Annotated in this window: 19 protein-coding genes and 1 pseudogene; 19 read left to right on the forward strand and 1 reads right to left on the reverse strand. The window is 58.5% G+C overall.

The genetic code is table 11. The features are described 5' to 3' along the window. Positions 1-72 precede the first annotated feature (72 nt). The 8 genes from fliL to flhB are packed head-to-tail and all read left to right on the forward strand — an operon-like array spanning position 73 to position 5,495. Entirely contained in the window at positions 73-579 is a 507-nt protein-coding gene (gene fliL, locus I9H07_RS07615; RefSeq protein ID WP_024672557.1) for a flagellar basal body-associated protein FliL, read from the forward strand. A gap of 9 nt (positions 580-588) precedes the next feature. Next, positions 589-1,557: a flagellar motor switch protein FliM gene (gene fliM, locus I9H07_RS07620; protein WP_054080214.1), complete on the forward strand. Its 969-nt coding sequence runs from the start codon at positions 589-591 to the stop codon at positions 1,555-1,557. 60 nt (positions 1,558-1,617) lie between these two features. Further along, positions 1,618-2,079: a flagellar motor switch protein FliN gene (gene fliN, locus I9H07_RS07625; RefSeq protein WP_024672559.1), complete on the forward strand. Its 462-nt coding sequence runs from the start codon at positions 1,618-1,620 to the stop codon at positions 2,077-2,079. Further along, a complete protein-coding gene (gene fliO, locus I9H07_RS07630) occupies positions 2,080-2,520 on the forward strand; it encodes a flagellar biosynthetic protein FliO (protein ID WP_236425453.1) in 441 nt (146 codons plus the stop codon). Next, on the forward strand, positions 2,520-3,272 hold the full coding sequence (gene fliP, locus I9H07_RS07635) for a flagellar type III secretion system pore protein FliP (RefSeq protein WP_024672561.1): 753 nt from the start codon (positions 2,520-2,522) through the stop codon (positions 3,270-3,272). The genes fliO and fliP overlap by 1 nt, the downstream gene beginning before the upstream one ends. Before the next feature lie 25 nt (positions 3,273-3,297). Further along, positions 3,298-3,567, forward strand: coding sequence for a flagellar biosynthetic protein FliQ (locus tag I9H07_RS07640; protein ID WP_024643900.1), 270 nt, complete (start codon positions 3,298-3,300; stop codon positions 3,565-3,567). A 4-nt stretch (positions 3,568-3,571) separates the two neighbouring features. Then, the gene (gene fliR / locus I9H07_RS07645; RefSeq protein ID WP_236533971.1) at positions 3,572-4,357 is read left to right on the forward strand and encodes a flagellar biosynthetic protein FliR; all 786 of its coding nucleotides are present in this window, start codon (positions 3,572-3,574) and stop codon (positions 4,355-4,357) included. A gap of 1 nt (position 4,358) precedes the next feature. Next, a complete protein-coding gene (flhB, locus tag I9H07_RS07650) occupies positions 4,359-5,495 on the forward strand; it encodes a flagellar biosynthesis protein FlhB (protein ID WP_024672563.1) in 1,137 nt (378 codons plus the stop codon). 99 nt (positions 5,496-5,594) lie between these two features. On the opposite strand, the pseudogene I9H07_RS07655 reads toward flhB, so the two are convergent. Continuing rightward, a pseudogene (locus I9H07_RS07655) lies at positions 5,595-6,948 on the reverse strand (IS3 family transposase). A gap of 545 nt (positions 6,949-7,493) precedes the next feature. Between I9H07_RS07655 and flhA the strand changes: the two are divergent. From flhA to I9H07_RS07710, 11 genes are all read left to right on the forward strand, one after another. Further along, positions 7,494-9,623, forward strand: a complete 2,130-nt coding sequence (flhA, locus tag I9H07_RS07660; protein WP_024671906.1) for a flagellar biosynthesis protein FlhA — start codon at positions 7,494-7,496, stop codon at positions 9,621-9,623. Positions 9,624-9,634: 11 nt separating this feature from the next. Beyond that, on the forward strand, positions 9,635-10,963 hold the full coding sequence (gene flhF / locus I9H07_RS07665) for a flagellar biosynthesis protein FlhF (protein ID WP_024671907.1): 1,329 nt from the start codon (positions 9,635-9,637) through the stop codon (positions 10,961-10,963). A 115-nt stretch (positions 10,964-11,078) separates the two neighbouring features. Next, positions 11,079-11,912: a flagellar synthesis regulator FleN gene (gene fleN, locus I9H07_RS07670; RefSeq protein WP_003412391.1), complete on the forward strand. Its 834-nt coding sequence runs from the start codon at positions 11,079-11,081 to the stop codon at positions 11,910-11,912. Then, entirely contained in the window at positions 11,909-12,649 is a 741-nt protein-coding gene (gene fliA / locus I9H07_RS07675; protein ID WP_003378731.1) for an RNA polymerase sigma factor FliA, read from the forward strand. Before fleN ends, fliA begins: the two co-directional genes overlap by 4 nt. 252 nt (positions 12,650-12,901) lie before the next feature. Then, a complete protein-coding gene (locus I9H07_RS07680) occupies positions 12,902-13,276 on the forward strand; it encodes a chemotaxis response regulator CheY (protein ID WP_200866787.1) in 375 nt (124 codons plus the stop codon). 19 nt (positions 13,277-13,295) lie between these two features. Next, positions 13,296-14,081: a protein phosphatase CheZ gene (locus I9H07_RS07685; RefSeq protein WP_024671909.1), complete on the forward strand. Its 786-nt coding sequence runs from the start codon at positions 13,296-13,298 to the stop codon at positions 14,079-14,081. A 33-nt stretch (positions 14,082-14,114) separates the two neighbouring features. Continuing rightward, positions 14,115-16,355, forward strand: coding sequence for a chemotaxis protein CheA (locus I9H07_RS07690; RefSeq protein ID WP_236425139.1), 2,241 nt, complete (start codon positions 14,115-14,117; stop codon positions 16,353-16,355). A gap of 50 nt (positions 16,356-16,405) precedes the next feature. Then, positions 16,406-17,572: a protein-glutamate methylesterase/protein-glutamine glutaminase gene (locus I9H07_RS07695; protein WP_236425140.1), complete on the forward strand. Its 1,167-nt coding sequence runs from the start codon at positions 16,406-16,408 to the stop codon at positions 17,570-17,572. Continuing rightward, positions 17,572-18,312, forward strand: coding sequence for a flagellar motor protein (locus tag I9H07_RS07700; RefSeq protein WP_024671912.1), 741 nt, complete (start codon positions 17,572-17,574; stop codon positions 18,310-18,312). The genes I9H07_RS07695 and I9H07_RS07700 overlap by 1 nt, the downstream gene beginning before the upstream one ends. 6 nt (positions 18,313-18,318) lie before the next feature. After that, positions 18,319-19,209, forward strand: a complete 891-nt coding sequence (gene motD / locus I9H07_RS07705; RefSeq protein ID WP_024671913.1) for a flagellar motor protein MotD — start codon at positions 18,319-18,321, stop codon at positions 19,207-19,209. A gap of 42 nt (positions 19,210-19,251) precedes the next feature. Further along, the gene (locus tag I9H07_RS07710) at positions 19,252-20,040 is read left to right on the forward strand and encodes a ParA family protein (RefSeq protein WP_024671914.1); all 789 of its coding nucleotides are present in this window, start codon (positions 19,252-19,254) and stop codon (positions 20,038-20,040) included. The last annotated feature ends 66 nt before the right edge of the window (positions 20,041-20,106 follow it).

Here is a 20,106-nt window from a genome sequence, read left to right on the forward strand (position 1 = left end):
AACTCTGGCATAACACTTGCTCAGCCTCTGTCACGTATTGAAGAAACTCTTGAATAGTGACGGATTATTGGCATGGCGCAGAGCGAAGACGTTAAAGACCCCGCACCCAAAGGCAAAGGTAAACTCAAGCTCATCATAATCGCCGTCGTGGCGCTGTTGCTGGCAGTGGGCTTGTCGGTGGGGGCGACCTGGTTCCTCATGCACAAGGGCGAAAGCAAGGTAGACCCGGCCGCAGCGGCAGCGGCGGCCAACGTCAAGCCGGTGGCGGTTTACGAACCGATGACGCCAGCGTTCGTGGTCAACTTCAACGCCAATGGCCGCTCGCGCTATATGCAGGTCAGTATCACCATGCTCGGGCGCAATGCGGCGGACATGGAAGCGCTGAAAGTACACATGCCACTGATTCGCAACAATCTGGTCATGCTCTTCGCAGGGATTCCATTCGAGTCGCTGGCGTCGCCGATCGGTCAGGAAATGCTGCGTCAGAAAGCGACCGCCAGCATTCAGGAAGTTGCACAGAAAGAACTCGGCAAGACTGTAATCGAACAGCTGCTCTTCACTAATTTCGTATTGCAGTAGGATTTTCACATGGCCGTGCAAGACCTGCTATCCCAGGACGAAATCGACGCGCTGCTGCATGGTGTTGACGATGGTATGGTCCAGACTGATGGCCCCGGCGAGCCGGGCAGCGTCAAAAGTTATGACCTGACCAGCCAGGACCGGATTGTCCGGGGGCGCATGCCGACCCTGGAAATGATCAACGAGCGATTCGCCCGTTACACCCGCATCAGCATGTTCAACCTGCTGCGCCGCTCGGCGGATGTGGCAGTGGGCGGCGTTCAGGTCATGAAGTTTGGCGAGTACGTGCATTCGCTGTACGTGCCGACCAGTCTCAACCTGGCCAAGATCAAGCCGTTGCGCGGCACTGCGCTGTTCATTCTTGACGCCAAGCTGGTGTTCAAGCTGGTGGACAACTTTTTCGGCGGCGACGGTCGTCACGCCAAGATCGAAGGTCGCGAGTTCACGCCGACCGAATTGCGCGTTGTGCGCATGGTGCTGGATCAGGCATTCATCGACCTCAAGGAAGCCTGGCAGGCGATCATGGAAGTCAATTTCGAGTACATCAACTCGGAAGTGAACCCGGCCATGGCCAACATCGTCGGCCCGAGCGAGGCGGTGGTGATCTCGACGTTCCACATCGAGCTCGACGGGGGTGGCGGTGATCTGCACGTGACCATGCCTTACTCGATGATCGAGCCGATCCGCGAAATGCTCGATGCCGGTTTCCAGTCGGACCTCGACGACCAGGACGAGCGCTGGGTCAATGCGCTCAAGGAAGACGTACTGGATGTCAACGTGCCGCTGACCACCACGATTGCCCAGCGTCAGTTGCCATTGCGCGACATCCTGCATATGCGGCCTGGCGATGTGATCCCGGTAGAGTTGAGCGACTCGCTGGTCATGCGTGCCAACGGCGTGCCTTCCTTCAAGGTCAAGCTCGGCTCGCACAAGGGCAAGATGGCCCTGCAAGTAATCGAACCCATAGCACGGCGTTGACCTGTCAGGTCAATACCGGAAATTTTGCGTAACTGAAAGACTGCGTGCAGAGGACAACTGATGGCTGATGAAAACGATATGACGTCTGCTGAAGATCAGGCACTGGCTGATGAATGGGCTGCTGCACTGGGCGAGGCCGGTGACGGCGGGCAAGCGGATATTGACGCGTTGCTGGCTGCGGACGCGGGGAATTCGGGTAGCCGCCTGGCCATGGAAGAATTCGGCAGCGTGCCGAAGAACACCGGCCCGGTCACCCTGGACGGTCCGAACCTGGACGTGATTCTGGACATCCCGGTATCGATCTCCATGGAAGTGGGCAGCACCGATATCAACATTCGCAACCTGTTGCAGCTCAACCAGGGCTCGGTGATCGAGCTGGATCGTCTGGCGGGCGAGCCGCTGGATGTGCTGGTCAATGGCACGCTCATCGCCCACGGTGAGGTGGTGGTGGTCAACGAGAAGTTCGGCATCCGTCTTACCGACGTGATCAGCCCGAGCGAACGCATCAAGAAGCTGCGCTGAATGAAGCGCTGGCTGAGTGTTCTGTTGACCCTGCCGTCGCTGGCCTGGGCTGCCGAGCCCGTTGTTCAGGCGGCCCCTGCGCAAGTGGCCAGCACCGTGTCCGGCGGCATGGGCGGGCAGTTGGTGCAACTGCTGTTCGGTCTGATTCTGGTGGTAGGCCTGATTTTCGTGCTGGCCTGGCTGATGCGCCGGGTGCAGCGCGTCGGTCCGAACAACAGTCAGGTCATCGAGCTGGTGAGTTCGCGCGCCTTGGGGCCGCGTGATCGTCTGGTGCTGGTGCAAATTGGCAACGAGCAGGTATTGCTGGGTATCACGCCGGGTCGAATCACGCCCTTGCATGTACTCAAGGAGCCGGTACACGTGCCGGTGCGCGAGCAGACGACGCCCGAATTCGCTCAGCGTCTGATGGAGCTGATGGGCAAGGATAAGGACAAGAAGTAATGGGCGCCTTGCGTTTCCTGATACTGCTGTTGCTGGTCATGGTTGCGCCTTCTGTTCTGGCGGCTGATCCGCTTTCTATACCGGCGATCACGCTGTCCAACAGCACCGATGGTCAGCAGGAATATTCGGTCAGTCTGCAAATCCTGCTGATCATGACCGCGCTGAGTTTTATCCCGGCGTTCGTCATGCTGATGACCAGTTTCACGCGGATCATCATCGTCTTTTCGATTCTGCGTCAGGCGCTGGGCCTGCAGCAGACGCCGTCGAACCAGATCCTGACCGGCATGGCGCTGTTTCTGACCATGTTCATCATGGCGCCGGTATTCGATCGAGTGAATGAGGACGCCTTGCAGCCTTATCTGGCCGAGAAGCTGTCGGCGCAGGATGCGGTCGCCAAGGCGCAGGTGCCGATCAAGGATTTCATGCTGGCGCAGACCCGTACCAGTGACCTTGAGCTGTTCATGCGGCTGTCCAAGCGTACCGACATTCCGACCCCGGATGCCGCGCCGCTGACCATTCTGGTTCCGGCATTCGTGATTTCCGAACTCAAGACAGCGTTTCAGATCGGCTTCATGATCTTCATTCCGTTCCTGATCATCGATCTGGTGGTCGCCAGTGTGCTGATGGCCATGGGTATGATGATGCTGTCGCCGCTGATCATTTCCCTGCCGTTCAAGATCATGCTGTTTGTGCTGGTGGATGGCTGGGCGCTGATTGTCGGCACCCTGGCTGGCAGTTTTGGTGGCGTATGAGCCGTTTCACTGAGGAGTCTGCCCGATGACGCCGGAAGTAGCTGTTGACCTGTTCCGCGAAGCGCTGTGGCTTACCACGGTACTCGTCGCCATTCTTGTCGTGCCCAGCCTGTTATGCGGTCTGCTGGTGGCCATGTTTCAGGCCGCGACCCAGATCAACGAACAGACCTTGAGCTTTCTGCCTCGCCTGCTGGTGATGCTGGTAACCCTCATCGCCATCGGCCCCTGGCTGCTGAAAATCTTCATGGAATACATGCTGACGCTGTACACCAGTATTCCGACGCTGATCGGCTAGCCGCATGCAGCCGATGCTCGCGCTGACCGATACCCAGATCAGTACCTGGGTTGCGGCTTTCATGCTGCCGATGTTCCGGATCATCGCGTTGCTGATGACCATGCCGATCATTGGCACCACACTGGTTCCGCGCCGCGTGCGCATGTACCTCGCATTTGCCATCACCGTTGTTGTCGCGCCAGCCTTGCCCGACATGCCGCCGGTCCAGGCACTTGATCTCAGTGCGTTGCTGCTGATCGGCGAGCAGATCATCATCGGTGCGGGTATGGGCCTGTCGCTGCAACTGTTCTTTCATATCTTCGTAGTGGCAGGGCAGATCATCTCGACGCAGATGGGCATGGGCTTCGCGTCGATGGTCGACCCCACCAACGGCGTGTCCTCCGCCACCATCGGTCAGTTCTTCACGATGCTGGTCACGCTGTTGTTTCTCGCCATGAACGGCCATCTGGTGGTGCTGGAAATTTTCGGCGGTGGCTTTACCACGATGCCGGTCGGCAGTGGTTTGTTGGTCAATAACTTCTGGGAGCTGGCCAACGGGCTGGGTTGGGTGCTTGCTTCCGGCCTGCGTCTGGTGTTGCCTGCGATTACCGCGCTGCTGATCATCAACATCGCTTTCGGGGTCATGACCCGCGCCGCGCCGCAGCTGAACATCTTTTCCATCGGTTTTCCGCTCACGTTGGTATTGGGTATGGTCATTCTGTGGATGACCATGGGCGATATTCTCAATCAGTATCAGCCGATTGCCACCCAGGCATTGCAGGCGTTGCGCGACATGGTGAGGGCTCGTTGAGATGGCAGAAAACGAGAATGGCCAGGACAAGACAGAAGACCCCACGGAAAAGAAGGTCAAGGACTCGCGGGCTGATGGCCAGATCGCGCGCTCCAAGGAACTGACCACTCTGGTGGTGATGTTGATGGGGGCGGGCGGGTTGCTGATGTTCGGTTCCGACATCGCGCTGATGATGTCCGAGCTGATGCGCGACAATTTCACGATATCGCGTGAAATGCTGATGGATCAGTCCTACATGGGCAAGGCGCTGCTCAGTTCCGGATTGCATGCGCTGGTGGTGATTCTACCGTTTCTGATTGCCATGCTGGTGGCAGCGCTGGTGGGGCCGATCATGCTCGGCGGCTGGCTGTTTGCAACCAAGTCGCTGATGCCCAAGTTCAGCCGGATGAACCCGGCAGCCGGGCTCAAGCGGATGTTTTCGCCGCACGCGCTGGTCGAGCTGCTCAAGTCATTCGGTAAGTTTCTGATCATCCTGGCGGTTGCGCTGGTGGTGCTGAGCAAAGAGCGTAACGACCTGGTTGCCATCGCTCACGAGCCACTTGAGCAGGCCATGATTCACAGCTTGATAGTGGTGGGCTGGAGCAGCTTCTGGATGGCCTGCGGTCTGATGTTCATTGCCGCCGCGGATGTGCCTTTTGTGCTGTACGAAGCGCACAAAAAGCTGTTGATGACCAAGCAGGAAGTGCGCGACGAGCACAAGAACAGTGAGGGTAGCCCGGAGGTCAAGCAGCGCATTCGTCAGTTGCAGCGTGAAATGTCCCAGCGCCGGATGATGGCCTCGATCCCCGAGGCCGACGTCATTATTACCAACCCGACCCACTTCGCCGTCGCCCTGAAATACGACCCTGAGCAGGGCGGGGCGCCGATGTTGCTGGCCAAGGGCACAGACCTTATGGCCCTGAAGATTCGCGAGATCGGTGCGCACAACCAGATACTGATCCTGGAGTCGGCGGCGCTGGCTCGCTCCATCTACTACAGCACCGAGCTGGACCAGGAAATCCCCGCCGGGCTGTATCTGGCCGTGGCTCAGGTGCTGGCTTATGTTTACCAGATCCGCCAGTTCCACGCTGGCCAGGGCAAACGCCCTGATCCACTGGGCGACATCAAGATCCCGCCGGATTTGCAGCGCGATGCGTAGCTCTTGAGTATGCGGCGCAGCGCAGCGCAGATCTGTGACGCGGAGCGTCACCCAGAGCATTCCCACGCTGGTGGACTGCCCCCCAAAAGTTGGACGGTTTTAGCTTGCTGCCTGAGCCCTGTATTTTACGGGGCTCAGACCGTTTAGTTTCAGCTTGATGCGGTCATGGTTGTAGTAGTGAATGTACTCATCCAGACCTGCCTTCAGCTCTTCTATGCTTTCAAATCGTTTCAAATAGAAAAACTCGGACTTCAGCGTACCAAAGAAGCTTTCCATTGCGGCATTGTCCAAGCAATTTCCCTTACGAGACATGCTTTGCTTCACGCCCTTTACCGCCAGCTTTTGACGGTACTGCGCGTGTTGATATTGCCAGCCCTGATCCGAATGCATCACAAGCTTCGGCTCGTCTTGCAGCTGCTGCAGCGCCTTGTCCAGCATATTGGTGACCAGCTCAAAGCACGGCCTGGTAGACACTTCGTACGCCACGATTTCACCGTTGTACAAGTCCATCACAGGCGAGAGATACAGCTTTCGATTGGCCACTTTAAACTCGGTCACATCGGTCACCCATTTCTGGTTCGGACGTTGTGCGGTGAATTTACGCTCCAGCAAATTCGGCGCAATTTTTCCGACAAGTCCCTTATATAAGGAACGGTATTTTTGGGTCTCACAACTGATCTCAGGCCCAGTTCAGCCATCAATCGCTCTACAACCTTCTTGTTAACCAACGTACCTGAGTTGCGAATGACCGCCGTGATACGCCGAGCCCCATAAAGACCTCTCTCCTCGTGATAAACACGCTCTATCTCCTGCTTCAGAGCGGCATCTGGATCGGGCCTGGATTGCACCTGAACCTGATAGTAAAACGTGCTGCGCGCCAAGCCCGCCAGCTTCAGAAGGGCGCAGAGCGGAAACCGGTTTTTCAGTTGTTTGACGATCAGGACTTTTTCTTTTGCCGTCGTTGCTGCTCCTTCAGCTCTTCCAACTTTTTTAGGTAAGCGTTCTCCATGCGCAGGTATTCAAGCTCGGCCATTAACTGGTCGCGCGTCTTCTGCGTATCGTCGGCGGTTACGGGTTCGGTGGGATAAGGCTTCTTGGGCATGGCAGCAGGCTTTCTTCTCGTGGGAACACACGGGGCTAGATCGTTACTGTAATGCTGCTGTTCCCAAATGACTATTTGGCCAGGATCACCAATACCAAAATGCGCTGCGGTCTGGCGAAGTGACAGCCCGTGCTCGCGCTTGTGCTCAAGCACTGAGCGTTTGAAGGCTTTGCTGTACCGAAGACCCGGCTTGCGATGGCCGGTGTGACCATGGCTCTTGTAATTAGCGACCCAGCGTCGAAGCAGACTGAAATCGATAGAGAACTGGCTGGCGACCTTACGAAAGCCAATGTTGCCTTCCAGGTACGCTCTGACGACGGTGAGCTTGAATTGCTCTGAATATTTGGCCATTTGAACACCCCCATTAGGTCGGATTGGTGTCCAACTTCTTGGGGGTAGTCCACTGGAGCGTGAGGAACGATAGGTGTCAGGGATGACGCTGTGCTGCTGTGCCGACGTCAGCGTACGCAACGAGCGTCTCGACTATCGTGCGACGCTCTGCGTCGCACGCCGTTCCGGACGCTCTGCGTCCGATCTTGAACAGTGGCGCAGCGCAGATCTGTGACGCGGAGCGTCACCCAGAGCATTCCCACGCTGGAGCGTGAGGAGCGATAGGTGTCAGGGATGACGCTGTGCTGCTGTGCCGACGTCAGCGTACGCAACGAGCGTCTCGACTATCGTGCGACGCTCTGCGTCGGCATGCCGTTCCGGACGCTCTGCGTCCTCTGTTCACTCCGCAGTCCGACACGTCGCTTACTCGCGTAATTCCGTGCTTCAGCTGCACGCAAACCTCTGTCCGTACTGGCTTTGTAAAAGTTGGACAGGTTTTTGCAACAGGGTCGATACAGGTCGCCTTTGGCGTCAATGTTTTGATCTAGTGCGCAGGTAACGAATCAGTGGATCGCTCTCAATTACTCAGTAGCGCACGCAGCAATATCACTGGCCTGGGCCGTGGTCAGTTGGGCGTTCCATTGTTGTTGCTGATCATGCTGGCAATGATGATGTTGCCCATTCCACCGTTCCTGCTGGACGTGTTGTTCACGTTCAACATCGCACTCTCAATCGTCGTGTTGCTGGTCTGCGTCTATGCATTGCGGCCGCTGGATTTCTCGGTGTTCCCGACCATCCTGCTGGTCGCCACGTTGCTGCGCCTGGCACTGAACGTGGCTTCGACCCGAGTGGTCATGCTCCACGGTCAGGACGGTCACGCTGCTGCGGGCAAGGTGATTCAAGCGTTCGGTGAAGTGGTCATCGGCGGCAACTATGTCGTCGGTATCGTGGTCTTCGCGATCCTGATGATTATCAACTTCGTGGTGATCACCAAAGGTGCCGGTCGTATTTCCGAGGTGAGCGCGCGTTTCACCCTCGACGCGATGCCCGGCAAGCAGATGGCCATCGACGCCGACCTCAACGCCGGTCTTATCGACCAGCCGGAAGCCAAGCGCCGTCGTGCCGAAGTCGCCCAGGAAGCCGAGTTTTACGGTTCCATGGACGGTGCCAGCAAATTCGTGCGCGGCGATGCGATTGCCGGCCTGCTGATTCTGTTCATCAACCTGATCGGCGGCATGCTGGTTGGTATCTTTCAGCACAACATGAGCTTCGCCGATGCTGGTCGCGTCTACACCCTGTTGACCATCGGTGACGGTTTGGTGGCGCAATTGCCATCACTGCTGTTGTCCACCGCTGCGGCGATCATGGTGACCCGTGCTTCCGGTTCGGAAGAGATGGGCAAGCAGATCAATCGCCAGATGTTTGCCTCGCCGAAGGCGCTGGGTGTTTCCGCGGCAATCATGATCGTCATGGGCCTTGTGCCAGGCATGCCGCACTTTTCCTTCATCAGTCTCGGGCTGGTGGCCGCAGGCGGCGCGTACCTGCTGTGGAAGAAAGACAATCAGGTGAAGGTCGAGGCCATCGCCGAAGTGCAGCGCCAGCAAGACCTGCTGCCGTCTCCGACGCGTGTTCAGGACTCCAAGGAGCTGGGCTGGGACGACGTGACCCCGATCGACATCATCGGCCTGGAAGTGGGTTATCGCCTGATTCCGCTGGTGGACCGCAATCAGGGTGGCCAACTGCTCGCGCGTATCAAGGGCGTGCGCAAGAAGCTGTCTCAGGAGCTTGGCTTCCTGATGCCGACCGTACACATCCGTGACAACCTCGATCTGGCGCCCAGCGCCTATCGCTTGACGCTGATGGGCGTGATCCTGGCCGAGGCCGAGATCTATCCGGATCGCGAGCTGGCGATCAATCCCGGGCAAGTCTTCGGCACCCTGAACGGCATCACCGCCAGAGACCCGGCGTTCGGCCTCGAGGCGGTCTGGATCGAAATCAGCCAGCGCAGCCAGGCACAGTCACTCGGGTACACGGTGGTGGACGCCAGCACCGTGGTAGCGACGCACCTCAACCAGATTCTGTACAAGCACTCCCACGAGCTGATCGGCCATGAAGAAGTCCAGCAACTGATGCAATTGCTGGCCAAAAGCTCGCCCAAGCTCGCTGAAGAGCTGGTTCCGGGTGTGCTGTCGCTGTCGTCGCTGCTCAATGTGCTGCAAGCGCTGCTGGCCGAACACGTGCCGGTGCGTGACATCCGCAGCATCGCAGAGTCCATCGCTAACAACGCTGGAAAGAGTCAAGATACCGCCGCTTTGGTCGCGGCCGTGCGCGTCGGTCTGAGTCGCGCAATCGTCCAAAGCATTGTAGGCGTTGAGCCGGAGCTGCCTGTTATCACTCTGGAGCCAAGGTTGGAACAGATATTGCTCAATAGTCTACAGAAGGCCGGTCAGGGTCAGGAAGAAGGCGTTCTGCTTGAGCCAAGCATGGCTGAAAAGCTCCAGCGTTCGTTGATCGAAGCCGCCCAGCGTCAAGAGATGCAAGGGTTGCCGGTGATTCTTCTGGTAGCAGGTCCTGTCCGGGCGATGCTGTCACGATTTGGACGTTTGGCTGTACCGAACATGCATGTTCTGGCGTATCAGGAAATACCGGACAACAAGCAAGTAACCATCGTAGCGACTGTCGGGCCGAACGGCTGAGGTAGTGAGTCATGCAAGTTAAGCGATTTTTCGCCGCCGATATGCGTCAAGCCATGAAGCTGGTTCGTGATGAGCTGGGCGCTGAAGCTGCCATCATCGGTAACCGGCGCATAGCCGGTGGCGTAGAGCTGACTGCTGCTCTGGATTACAAGCTGTCTGCCCTGGCCCCGCGCGTGCCGAACATGGAGCTGGAAGACGAGCTGCGCAAGACTCAGTCGCGCATCGTCTCCGCTCAGGCTGAATTGAACAATCGCAGTGACAGTGACACGTCGGTCAACCTTCAGCTGTTTTCCGGTAAAACCGGCAGCGCTGTCGACACGCACATCGAACCGACACTCGAAGAGCCGCCACGCCCGTTTGCCTATGCGCCTGCCCCTGCTGCAGAGCCTGCCGCCGGCCAGCGCGCTTTCGACTCGATGCGTTCCGAATTGAATGGTCTGCGTGAGCTGCTGGAAGTCCAGCTCGGCTCCCTGGCCTGGAATCAGTTGCAGGGCAGCCGCCCGCAGCAGGCCAACCTGTGGCGCCGCCTGCAACGCGTCGGTCTGTCCGGCCCGCTGTCGCGCGATCTGCTGTCGATGATTCCGGACATCGATGAGCCCCGTCAGGCCTGGCGCATGTTGCTGGCCCACCTGGCACGCATGATTGCCGTCCCTGAGGTCGAGCCGCTGGAAGAGGGTGGCGTGATTGCCATGGTCGGCCCTGCCGGCATGGGCAAGACCACCACACTGGCCAAGCTCGCGGCACGTTATGTCTTGAAGTACGGCCCGCAGAACATTGCGCTGGTCAGCATGGACAGTTTCCGTATCGGCGCTCAGGAGCAGCTCAAGACACTGGGCCGCATCCTCAACGTGCCGGTCACCCATGTCGATCCCGGTCAGTCCCTGGTTCAGGCACTGGAGCCACTGTTGCGCAAACGTGTAGTGCTGATTGACACCGCCGGGCTGCAAGCCAGCGATCCGGCGCTGCGCATGCAGCTGGAAAGTCTGGCAGGCCGTGGCATCAAGTCGCGTAACTATCTGGTGCTGGCAACGACCAGCCAGAAGCAGGTGCTGACGGCGGCTTATCACAGTTACAAACGTTGTGGCCTGGCGGGATGCATTCTGACCAAGCTCGATGAAACAGCCAGCCTCGGCGAAGTCCTGAGCCTGGCGATCAGTCACGAATTACCAGTGGCCTACCTCACGGACGGCCCACGTATTCCTGATGATCTGCACATTCCACGGCGTCACCAGTTGGTCAGTCGTGCCGTGAGCGTGCAGATGCAGGATGAGCCGAGCGAGGAAGCGATGGCTGATATGTTTGCTGACCTCTATCACACCCCTGGCAAGAGAGTGGGTTAAGTGATGGATATTTTTGGAATGTCCCTGCATCAACGGTCTGCCAGGCATTGTTCATTTGTGAATGTGCGGTTCTCGGTGTGGTTTCGGTCTACGCAAGTCAAGGTAAAGAAATAACATGGGCAGCATGCATCCCGTACAGGTGATCGCGGTGACCGGCGGCAAAGGTGGCGTCGGTAAGACTAACGTGTCAGTGAACCTCTCGCTGGCCCTCGCCGAGCTTGGCCGGCGCGTCATGCTGCTGGATGCCGATCTTGGCCTGGCCAATGTCGACGTTCTGCTTGGGCTGACACCCAAACGGACGCTCGCCGATGTGATCGAGGGTCGCTGCGAGTTGCGCGACGTTCTGTTGCAGGGGCCGGGTGGCGTTCGTATCGTGCCTGCTGCTTCCGGCACGCAGAGCATGGTGCATCTGTCTCCCGCCCAGCATGCCGGCTTGATCCAGGCGTTCAGCGAGATTGGCGACAATCTTGATGTGCTGGTGATCGACACGGCTGCCGGTATCGGTGAATCAGTGGTGAGCTTCGTGCGCGCTGCTCAGGAAGTACTGTTGGTGGTATGCGACGAGCCCACGTCGATCACCGATGCCTACGCCCTGATCAAGCTGCTCAATCGCGACTACGGCATGAACCGCTTCCGGGTACTGGCCAACATGGCCCAGAGCCCGCAGGAAGGGCGCAACCTGTTCGCCAAACTGACCAAAGTAACAGACCGTTTTCTTGATGTTGCCCTGCAGTATGTGGGCGCCGTGCCGTACGACGAATGCGTGCGCAAGGCCGTGCAGAAACAGCGTGCCGTCTACGAAGCATTCCCGCGTTCCAAATGTGCACTGGCGTTCAAGGCCATTGCTCAGAAGGTTGATACCTGGCCGTTGCCAGCCAACCCGCGGGGTCATCTCGAGTTCTTCGTCGAGAGACTCGTCCACCAGACCAGCGCGGGGCCTGTGCAATGACTGCGAGCGGCTATCAGATGTACAGCAAGACTTCTCGTAACTCACAATATGAGCTGATCGAGCGGTATGCACCGCTGGTCAAGCGTATTGCCTACCATTTGCTGGCGCGTTTGCCGGCCAGTGTGCAGGTCGAGGATCTGATTCAGGCCGGCATGATCGGTCTGCTTGAAGTCTCCACCAAATACGATTCCACCAAGGGTGCGAGTTTCGAAACCTATGCCGGTATTCGCATCCGTGGAGCCATGCTCGACGAAGTGCGCAAGGGTGACTGGGCGCCTCGCTCGGTACACCGCAATACCCGCATGGTCAGTGACGCAATTCGCGCAATTGAAGCTAAAACCGGACGTGACGCTAAAGATCACGAGGTTGCGGCCGAACTCCAGTTGAGTCTTGATGATTATTACGGGATTTTGAATGATACCTTGGGCAGCCGCCTCTTCAGTTTCGACGACCTGTTACAGGACGGCGATCATGAAGGGCTGCACGAGGACGGCGCGAGCGGTTCGCTCGAGCCGTCGCGCGATCTGGAAGACGAGCGCTTCCAGGCCGCGTTGGCCGATGCAATTGCCAATTTGCCGGAGCGTGAGCGTCTGGTGTTGGCGCTGTACTATGACGAAGAGCTGAACCTGAAGGAAATCGGAGAGGTTCTAGGGGTCAGCGAATCGCGAGTCAGTCAGTTACACAGCCAGTGCGCAGCTCGTTTGCGAGGGCGTTTGGGGGAGTGGCGAGCGCGTTGACGGCAGGGCGCGACGTTTGTCGCGCGTTGTCTGCATGCCGGCTGTGCAAAGCGTTACGTGGTAACAGGATAGACGAGGCAGGGGCCTGTCGGGCAGCGTCTCGATGGGCTTTAGTCGCAGTCTTGACTGTCGTTGTGCCAAGCCCGTCTTCGTTTCGTATAGCTGGGAGTGTGCTGTGCCAGTATTGATTGAACAGCGTGTTCAGGTGCTGAACGCGTTAAAGACTGCTTGGAGGTCGAATTGGACAAGAACATGAAAATCCTCATCGTTGATGACTTCTCAACGATGCGGCGGATCATCAAGAACCTGTTGCGTGATCTGGGGTTTACCAACACGTCGGAAGCCGATGATGGTCTGACCGCATTGCCGATGCTGCAGAGCGGTGCCTTTGACTTTCTGGTGACGGACTGGAACATGCCTGGCATGTCCGGCATCGACCTGTTGCGTCAGGTTCGTGCGGATGAGCGCCTGAAGAATCTTCCGGTGCTGATGGTCACTGCCGAGGCCAAGCGTGAGCAGATCATCGAAGCTGCGCAGGCAGGGGTGAACGGTTATGTAGTCAAGCCATTCACGGCTCAAGCGCTGAAAGAGAAGATCGAAAAGATCTTTGACCGCGTCAATAGCTGATGCATGCCGTGAGGGCGCTATGGATAACACTGATTCGATGGCCGACTTTGAGTCGACCTTAAAAAGACACGCGCAAGAACTTGTCACCAGCCTTGAAAAAGGTCGTTTCGGCGAGGCTGTGCAGCTGATCCATGAGCTCAACCAGACACGTGACCGCGGCCTTTATCAGGAAGTGGGCAAGCTGACGCGCGAGCTGCACAGTGCAATCGTCAACTTCCAGATCGATCCGCATATGCCTCAGGCCGAGGAGGTGTCGCAGATCACTGATGCCACCGAGCGTCTGTCGTACGTCGTCCGGCTGACCGAGAATGCGGCCAACCGCACAATGGATCTGGTCGAGGAAAGCACGCCGCTCATGAACGGTCTGAGTACCGACGCCAAGGCGTTGAGCGAAGACTGGGGGCGTTTCATGCGCCGCGAAATCGGTGCCGAAGAATTTCGCGAACTCGCCAAGCGGGTCGATGGTTTTCTGACGCGTACCGAGAAGGAAACCCATGAGGTCTCCGCACACCTCAACGACATTCTGCTTGCCCAGGATTACCAGGACCTCACCGGTCAGGTCATCAAGCGTGTCACGCAACTGGTCACTGAAGTAGAAGGCAATTTGCTCAAACTGGTGCTCATGGCCAGCCATGTCGATCGCTTCGCAGGCATCGAACATGACGAAGAATCCATCCTTGCTGAAAAAGATCCTAAAAAACATCTCGCCAAGGGTGAAGGTCCGCAGATTCATGCCGATAAACGTGAAGACGTCGTATCCGGACAGGATGATGTAGACGATCTGCTATCGAGCCTCGGCTTCTAAGATCTGTTGACGGTTAATTTTAGGGAGCACCCCATGAGCTTCGGCGCCGATGAAGAAATCCTTCAGGATTTTCTGGTAGAGGCCGGCGAAATTCTGGAGCAGTTGTCAGAGCAATTGGTCGAGCTGGAAAGCCGACCGGATGATGCTGATCTGCTCAATGCAATTTTTCGCGGTTTTCACACTGTAAAAGGGGGCGCCGGCTTCCTCCAGCTCCATGAGCTGGTGGAGTGCTGCCATATCGCCGAAAACGTGTTCGACATCCTGCGCAAGGGCGAACGACGCGTTGATTCCGAACTGATGGATGTGGTCCTGGAAGCTCTGGACGCCGTCAACAGCATGTTTGGTCAAGTACGTGAACGGACTGATGTCACGCCCGCCACACCGGAATTGCTGGCAGCGCTGGCGCGTCTGGCCGAGCCGCAGTCCGCTGATGCGGTGGTAGCTGCGGAACCTGAGCCCGTTGCCGAGGCTCCTGCCCCGGCGGCAGCGCAGGCCGCAGGCGGTGATGAAATCACTGATGATGAATTCGAACAACTGCTGGATTCGCTGCATGGCAGCAATCCGGTATCGGCCGCTCCGGCGGCTGCGCCAGCACCGGCTGCCAGTGCAGCGTCCGGCGACGAGATCACCGATCAGGAATTTGAATCCCTGCTCGATCAGTTGCATGGCAAGGGCAAGTTTGCAGCCGATGTTGTCGCCGCCCCGGCACCTGCTGCGCAGAGCAACAAGGTTGCATCTGCCGGTGATGAAATCACTGACGACGAATTCGAGGCGCTGCTCGATCAGTTGCATGGCAAGGGTTCGTTCGACGCCGCAGTAGCCACTACGGTTGCCGCTGCCCCGGTGGCTGCGGTTGCCAAGGCTCCTGCGGCCTCGAAAGCCGCTGCGTCGGATGAAATTACCGATCACGAATTTGAAAGCCTGCTCGACGAGTTGCATGGCAAGGGCAAGTTCGAACCTCAGGCGGTGGTTGCCAAGGCGCCTGCGCCTGCGGCAGCTCCGGCACCTGCACCTGCGGCGAAGGCCGAGCCGGCCAAAGCGGCTCCAGCTCCGGCCCCGGCGCGCGCTGCGGCGCCTCCGAGCGAGAAGCCGGTCGCGACCGAAGCTGAAACCACTGTTCGCGTTGATACCGCCCGCCTGGACGAAATCATGAACATGGTGGGCGAACTGGTACTGGTGCGTAACCGTCTGGTTCGTCTGGGCCTCAACAGCGCCGACGAAGCCATGTCCAAGGCGGTTTCCAACCTGGATGTGGTGACGGCAGATCTGCAGACTGCGGTGATGAAGACCCGCATGCAGCCGATCAAGAAAGTATTCGGCCGCTTCCCGCGTCTGGTTCGCGACCTGGCTCGCCAGCTCAAGAAAGAGATCAACCTGGAACTGGTCGGCGAAGAAACCGACCTCGACAAGAACCTCGTAGAGGCGCTTGCCGACCCGCTGGTCCACTTGGTGCGCAACGCGGTCGATCACGGTATCGAAACGCCGGAAGAGCGCGAAGCCACGGGCAAGTCCCGCGGTGGCCGCGTGATTCTCTCGGCCGAACAGGAAGGCGACCATATCCTGCTGTCGATTTCCGATGACGGCAAGGGCATGGACCCTAACGTATTGCGCTCCATTGCGGTCAAGCGTGGCGTGATGGACAAGGACGCAGCCGATCGCTTGAGCGACACCGACTGCTACAACCTGATCTTCGCGCCGGGTTTCTCGACCAAGACCGAGATTTCCGATGTGTCGGGTCGTGGTGTGGGCATGGACGTGGTGAAAACCAAGATTTCCCAGCTCAACGGTTCGATCAACATCTACTCGACCAAGGGCCAGGGCTCGAAAATTGTCATCAAGGTCCCGCTGACCCTGGCGATCATGCCGACCCTGATGGTGATGCTGGGCAACCAGGCGTTTGCGTTCCCGCTGGTCAACGTCAACGAAATCTTCCACCTGAACCTGTCGACCACCAACGTCGTCGATGGTCAGGAAGTGGTGATCGTACGGGACAAGGCTCTGCCGCTGTTCTACCTCAAGCGCTGGCTGGTCAGTTCGGCCGCTCATGAAGAGCAGCGTGAAGGGCACGTCGTGATTCTCACGGTTGGCACCCAGCGCATCGGCTTCGTCGTCGATCAACTGGTCGGTCAGGAAGAAGTGGTCATCAAACCGCTGGGCAAGATGTTGCAGGGTACGCCGGGCATGTCGGGCGCCACCATTACCGGTGACGGTCGCATTGCGCTGATTCTCGATGTACCCAGCATGCTCAAGCGTTACGCCGCACGGCGTATCTGAACCCGGTGTTGCGGGCGGCCTGGCTGCCTGCAACGCCTATTGGAGTGTTTATGGCAGTCAAGGTCCTGGTGGTGGATGATTCCGGTTTCTTCCGCCGCCGTGTCACGGAAATTCTTTCTTCGGACCCCAACATTGTTGTTGTCGGCACCGCTACCAATGGCAAGGAAGCAATTGAGCAGGCGCTGGCGCTCAAGCCTGACGTCATCACCATGGACTACGAAATGCCGATGATGGATGGCATTACGGCAGTTCGTCACATCATGCAGCGTATCCCCACCCCGGTCTTGATGTTCTCGTCGCTGACGCACGAAGGTGCGCGCGTGACGCTGGATGCGCTGGACGCCGGTGCTGTGGATTTCCTGCCCAAGAATTTCGAAGATATCTCGCGCAACCCGCAGAAAGTCAAACAACTGCTGTGCGAGAAGATCAACAGCATTTCCCGCAGTAACCGCCGTTCGAGCGGTCTGGGTGCGACGAGTGCATCGCCTGCGGCGGCCGCTCCACCGCTGTCCAGCCGTGCTCCCGCGCCTGCATCTTCTACGCCTGCCCGGACTGCGCCACCGCGTGCTGCAGCACCTGCCCCGGCAGCGCCGGCCCACAGTCACGCTCATCATGCACCCGCGCACGCGACGACAACCGGCACCGCCAAGCGCAAGGCGTACAAGCTGGTCGCCATCGGCACGTCGACGGGTGGCCCGGTAGCATTGCAACGGGTGCTTACCCAGTTGCCAGCCAATTTTCCGGCACCGCTGGTGCTGATTCAGCACATGCCTGCGGCGTTCACCAAGGCCTTCGCCGAGCGCCTCGACAAGCTGTGCAAGATCAGTGTCAAGGAGGCAGAGGACGGCGATGTTCTGCGTCCGGGTCTGGCGCTGCTGGCACCCGGCGGCAAGCAGATGATGATCGACGGTCGCGGCACGGTGAAGATTCTGCCGGGCGACGAGCGCCTCAACTACAAGCCATGCGTGGACATCACTTTCGGCTCAGCCGCCAAATCCTACGGCGACAAAGTGCTGTCTGTGGTGCTGACCGGCATGGGCGCAGACGGCCGGGAAGGCGCACGCCTGCTCAAACAGGTCGGCAGCACAGTGTGGGCGCAGGATGAAGCGAGCTGCGTGATCTATGGCATGCCGATGGCGATCGTCAAGGCTGATCTCGCCGACGCGATCTACAGCCTGGATGACATCGGTCGGCACCTGGTCGAGGCCTGTCTCTGATGGATGTACTGAGTCTTATCGGCCTGATTCTGGCGTTCGTCGCCATTATCGGTGGTAACTTTCTCGAAGGCGGGCACCTGGGTGCCTTGATCAACGGCCCGGCTGCATTGATCGTGATCGGCGGTACGCTCGGTGCCTCGCTGTTGCAGTCGCCGATGAGCGCCTTCATGCGGGCCCTGAAAATCGTTGGCTGGATTATCTTTCCGCCGCGTATCGACCTGCCTGGCGGTGTTGACCGTGTAATTGGCTGGAGCATGACCGCCCGCAAGGAAGGCCTGCTCGGTCTGGAGACTGTGGCCGACGCGGAGCCCGACGGCTATGCCCGCAAGGGCCTGCAGCTGCTGGTGGACGGGGCTGAACCGGCGGCCATTCGGAGCATCCTCGAAGTGGATTTCATCACTCAGGAAACCCGCGATATCCAGGCCGCCAAAGTATTTGAAAGCATGGGCGGCTACGCGCCGACCGTGGGCATCATCGGTGCGGTGATGGGGCTGATTCACGTGATGGGCAATCTGGCTGACCCCAGCCAGCTGGGCAGCGGTATCGCGGTGGCGTTTGTCGCGACCATTTACGGGGTTGCCATTGCCAACCTGATCCTGCTGCCAGTGGCCAACAAGCTCAAGGCCATTGCCCATCGTCAGTCGCGCTATCGTGAAATGCTTCTCGAAGGCATTTTATCCATCGCCGAGGGTGAAAACCCGCGCTCCATCGAACTCAAGTTGCAAGGCTTCATGGAGTAACCGCACATGGCTCGCCGTCGTCAGCCCGAAGAACACGAGAATCACGAACGCTGGCTGGTGTCCTACGCGGATTTCATCACTCTGCTTTTCGCCTTCTTCGTGGTGATGTACTCGATTTCCTCGATCAACGAAGGCAAGTACAAGATCCTTTCTCAGGCACTGGTCGGCGTGTTCAACGACACGGAACGGACCATGAAGCCCATCCCGATCGGCGAGCAGCGCCCCGTTTCGGTCAAGCCTGCCGAGCCATTGCTCAAGGACAGCGAGCAGACTGATGCCGGTATCGGCCAAGCCTCCGATGATCCCTTGCAGACCATTGCCCAGGATGTTCGCGATGCTTTCGGGGATTTGCTCAAATCCGACCAGATGACGGTGCGGGGCAACGAGTTGTGGGTCGAGATCGAGCTTAACTCCAGCATGCTGTTCGGCAGCGGCGATGCAATGCCCAGTGACAAGGCGTTTTCGATCATTGAAAAGGTTTCCGGGATCGTCAAACGGTTCGACAACCCGATCCATGTCGAAGGTTTCACTGACGACCATCCGATCAACACGGCGCAGTACCCGACCAATTGGGAGCTGTCATCGGCGCGCTCTGCCAGTATTGTGCGCATGCTGGCCATGGACGGCGTCAATCCGGCGCGTCTGGCCTCTGTCGGCTATGGCGAGTTTCAGCCTATTGCTCCGAATACCACGGCTGCCGGGCGCGCCAAGAACCGCCGCGTGGTGTTGGTTATCTCGCGAAATCTGGATGTGCGCCGCAGCCTGACCAGTGCCGGGACGGCGAATGCTCAGCCGGATGCCGCTTTGAAGCGTGCTGGCACACAAACTGCACCGGTGCCAGCAAAGCCGCCGGTACGTGCGAACGCCGTCAATTCTCCGTCACCCGCCCTCCAATAATCGTATCGGTGTGGTCTTCGCTGTACGGAAGGAAAAAATTCAATGAGAGTCTGGGCAGTAGCCAACCAGAAAGGTGGAGTCGGAAAGACCACCACGACCATTGCCCTGGCCGGTTTGCTGGCCGATGCGGGCAAGCGCGTGGTCGTTGTCGACCTGGACCCCCACGGCTCCATGACCAGTTATTTCGGGTACAACCCGGATGATCTGGAACACAGTGCCTTTGATCTGTTCTTGCACAAGGGCGTGGTGCCCGAAGGCTTGCCCGGCCAGTTGCTGCTGCCGACCAGCGACCAGCGAATCTCGCTGATCCCGTCGAGCACCGCGCTGGCCACGCTGGAGCGTCAGTCGCCTGGACAGAGCGGTCTGGGTCTGGTGATCGCCAAGAGCCTCGCTCAGTTGTGGCAGGATTTTGACTATGCCCTGATCGACAGTCCACCGTTGCTCGGCGTGCTGATGGTCAATGCCCTGGCCGCAAGCCAGCAACTGGCGATTCCGGTGCAGACCGAGTTTCTCGCCGTAAAAGGCCTGGAGCGCATGGTCAACACCCTGACCATGATCAACCGCTCGCGCAAGGTGCCGCTGCCTTACACCATCGTGCCCACGCTGTTCGACCGTCGCACTCAGGCATCGATGGGCACCTTGAAATTGTTGCGTGACAGCTTTCCCGAGCATGTCTGGCAGGCTTATGTGCCTGTCGACACGCGCTTGCGTGATGCCAGCCGACTGGGTTTGACCCCGTCGCAGAACGACAGCAAGAGCCGTGGCGTGATTGCTTACCGGGCATTGCTCAAGCATATGCTCGCCGAGCAGCTCAATGCTCAGGTGGCCTGACATGAGCGCCGACTCTTTCTGCACAGTTCGCTCAAGTGATCCCTCAATGCGGCCGATAACTCTATC

The sequence above is a fragment of the Pseudomonas syringae genome (genome assembly GCF_023278085.1).
Lineage (GTDB): Bacteria > Pseudomonadota > Gammaproteobacteria > Pseudomonadales > Pseudomonadaceae > Aquipseudomonas > Aquipseudomonas syringae_Q.

Coding starts and splice junctions, on each gene's coding strand:
- fliM (WP_054080214.1), top strand. CDS start 589: ATGGCCGTGCAAGACCTGCTATCCCAGGACGAAATCGACGCGCTGCTG.
- flhF (WP_024671907.1), top strand. CDS start 9,635: ATGCAAGTTAAGCGATTTTTCGCCGCCGATATGCGTCAAGCCATGAAG.
- I9H07_RS07695 (WP_236425140.1), top strand. CDS start 16,406: ATGGCAGTCAAGGTCCTGGTGGTGGATGATTCCGGTTTCTTCCGCCGC.
- I9H07_RS07640 (WP_024643900.1), top strand. CDS start 3,298: ATGACGCCGGAAGTAGCTGTTGACCTGTTCCGCGAAGCGCTGTGGCTT.
- fliR (WP_236533971.1), top strand. CDS start 3,572: ATGCAGCCGATGCTCGCGCTGACCGATACCCAGATCAGTACCTGGGTT.
- flhB (WP_024672563.1), top strand. CDS start 4,359: ATGGCAGAAAACGAGAATGGCCAGGACAAGACAGAAGACCCCACGGAA.
- I9H07_RS07690 (WP_236425139.1), top strand. CDS start 14,115: ATGAGCTTCGGCGCCGATGAAGAAATCCTTCAGGATTTTCTGGTAGAG.
- fliA (WP_003378731.1), top strand. CDS start 11,909: ATGACTGCGAGCGGCTATCAGATGTACAGCAAGACTTCTCGTAACTCA.
- I9H07_RS07685 (WP_024671909.1), top strand. CDS start 13,296: ATGGATAACACTGATTCGATGGCCGACTTTGAGTCGACCTTAAAAAGA.
- fliO (WP_236425453.1), top strand. CDS start 2,080: ATGAAGCGCTGGCTGAGTGTTCTGTTGACCCTGCCGTCGCTGGCCTGG.
- I9H07_RS07700 (WP_024671912.1), top strand. CDS start 17,572: ATGGATGTACTGAGTCTTATCGGCCTGATTCTGGCGTTCGTCGCCATT.
- I9H07_RS07680 (WP_200866787.1), top strand. CDS start 12,902: ATGAAAATCCTCATCGTTGATGACTTCTCAACGATGCGGCGGATCATC.
- fleN (WP_003412391.1), top strand. CDS start 11,079: ATGGGCAGCATGCATCCCGTACAGGTGATCGCGGTGACCGGCGGCAAA.
- fliN (WP_024672559.1), top strand. CDS start 1,618: ATGGCTGATGAAAACGATATGACGTCTGCTGAAGATCAGGCACTGGCT.
- motD (WP_024671913.1), top strand. CDS start 18,319: ATGGCTCGCCGTCGTCAGCCCGAAGAACACGAGAATCACGAACGCTGG.
- fliL (WP_024672557.1), top strand. CDS start 73: ATGGCGCAGAGCGAAGACGTTAAAGACCCCGCACCCAAAGGCAAAGGT.
- I9H07_RS07710 (WP_024671914.1), top strand. CDS start 19,252: ATGAGAGTCTGGGCAGTAGCCAACCAGAAAGGTGGAGTCGGAAAGACC.
- fliP (WP_024672561.1), top strand. CDS start 2,520: ATGGGCGCCTTGCGTTTCCTGATACTGCTGTTGCTGGTCATGGTTGCG.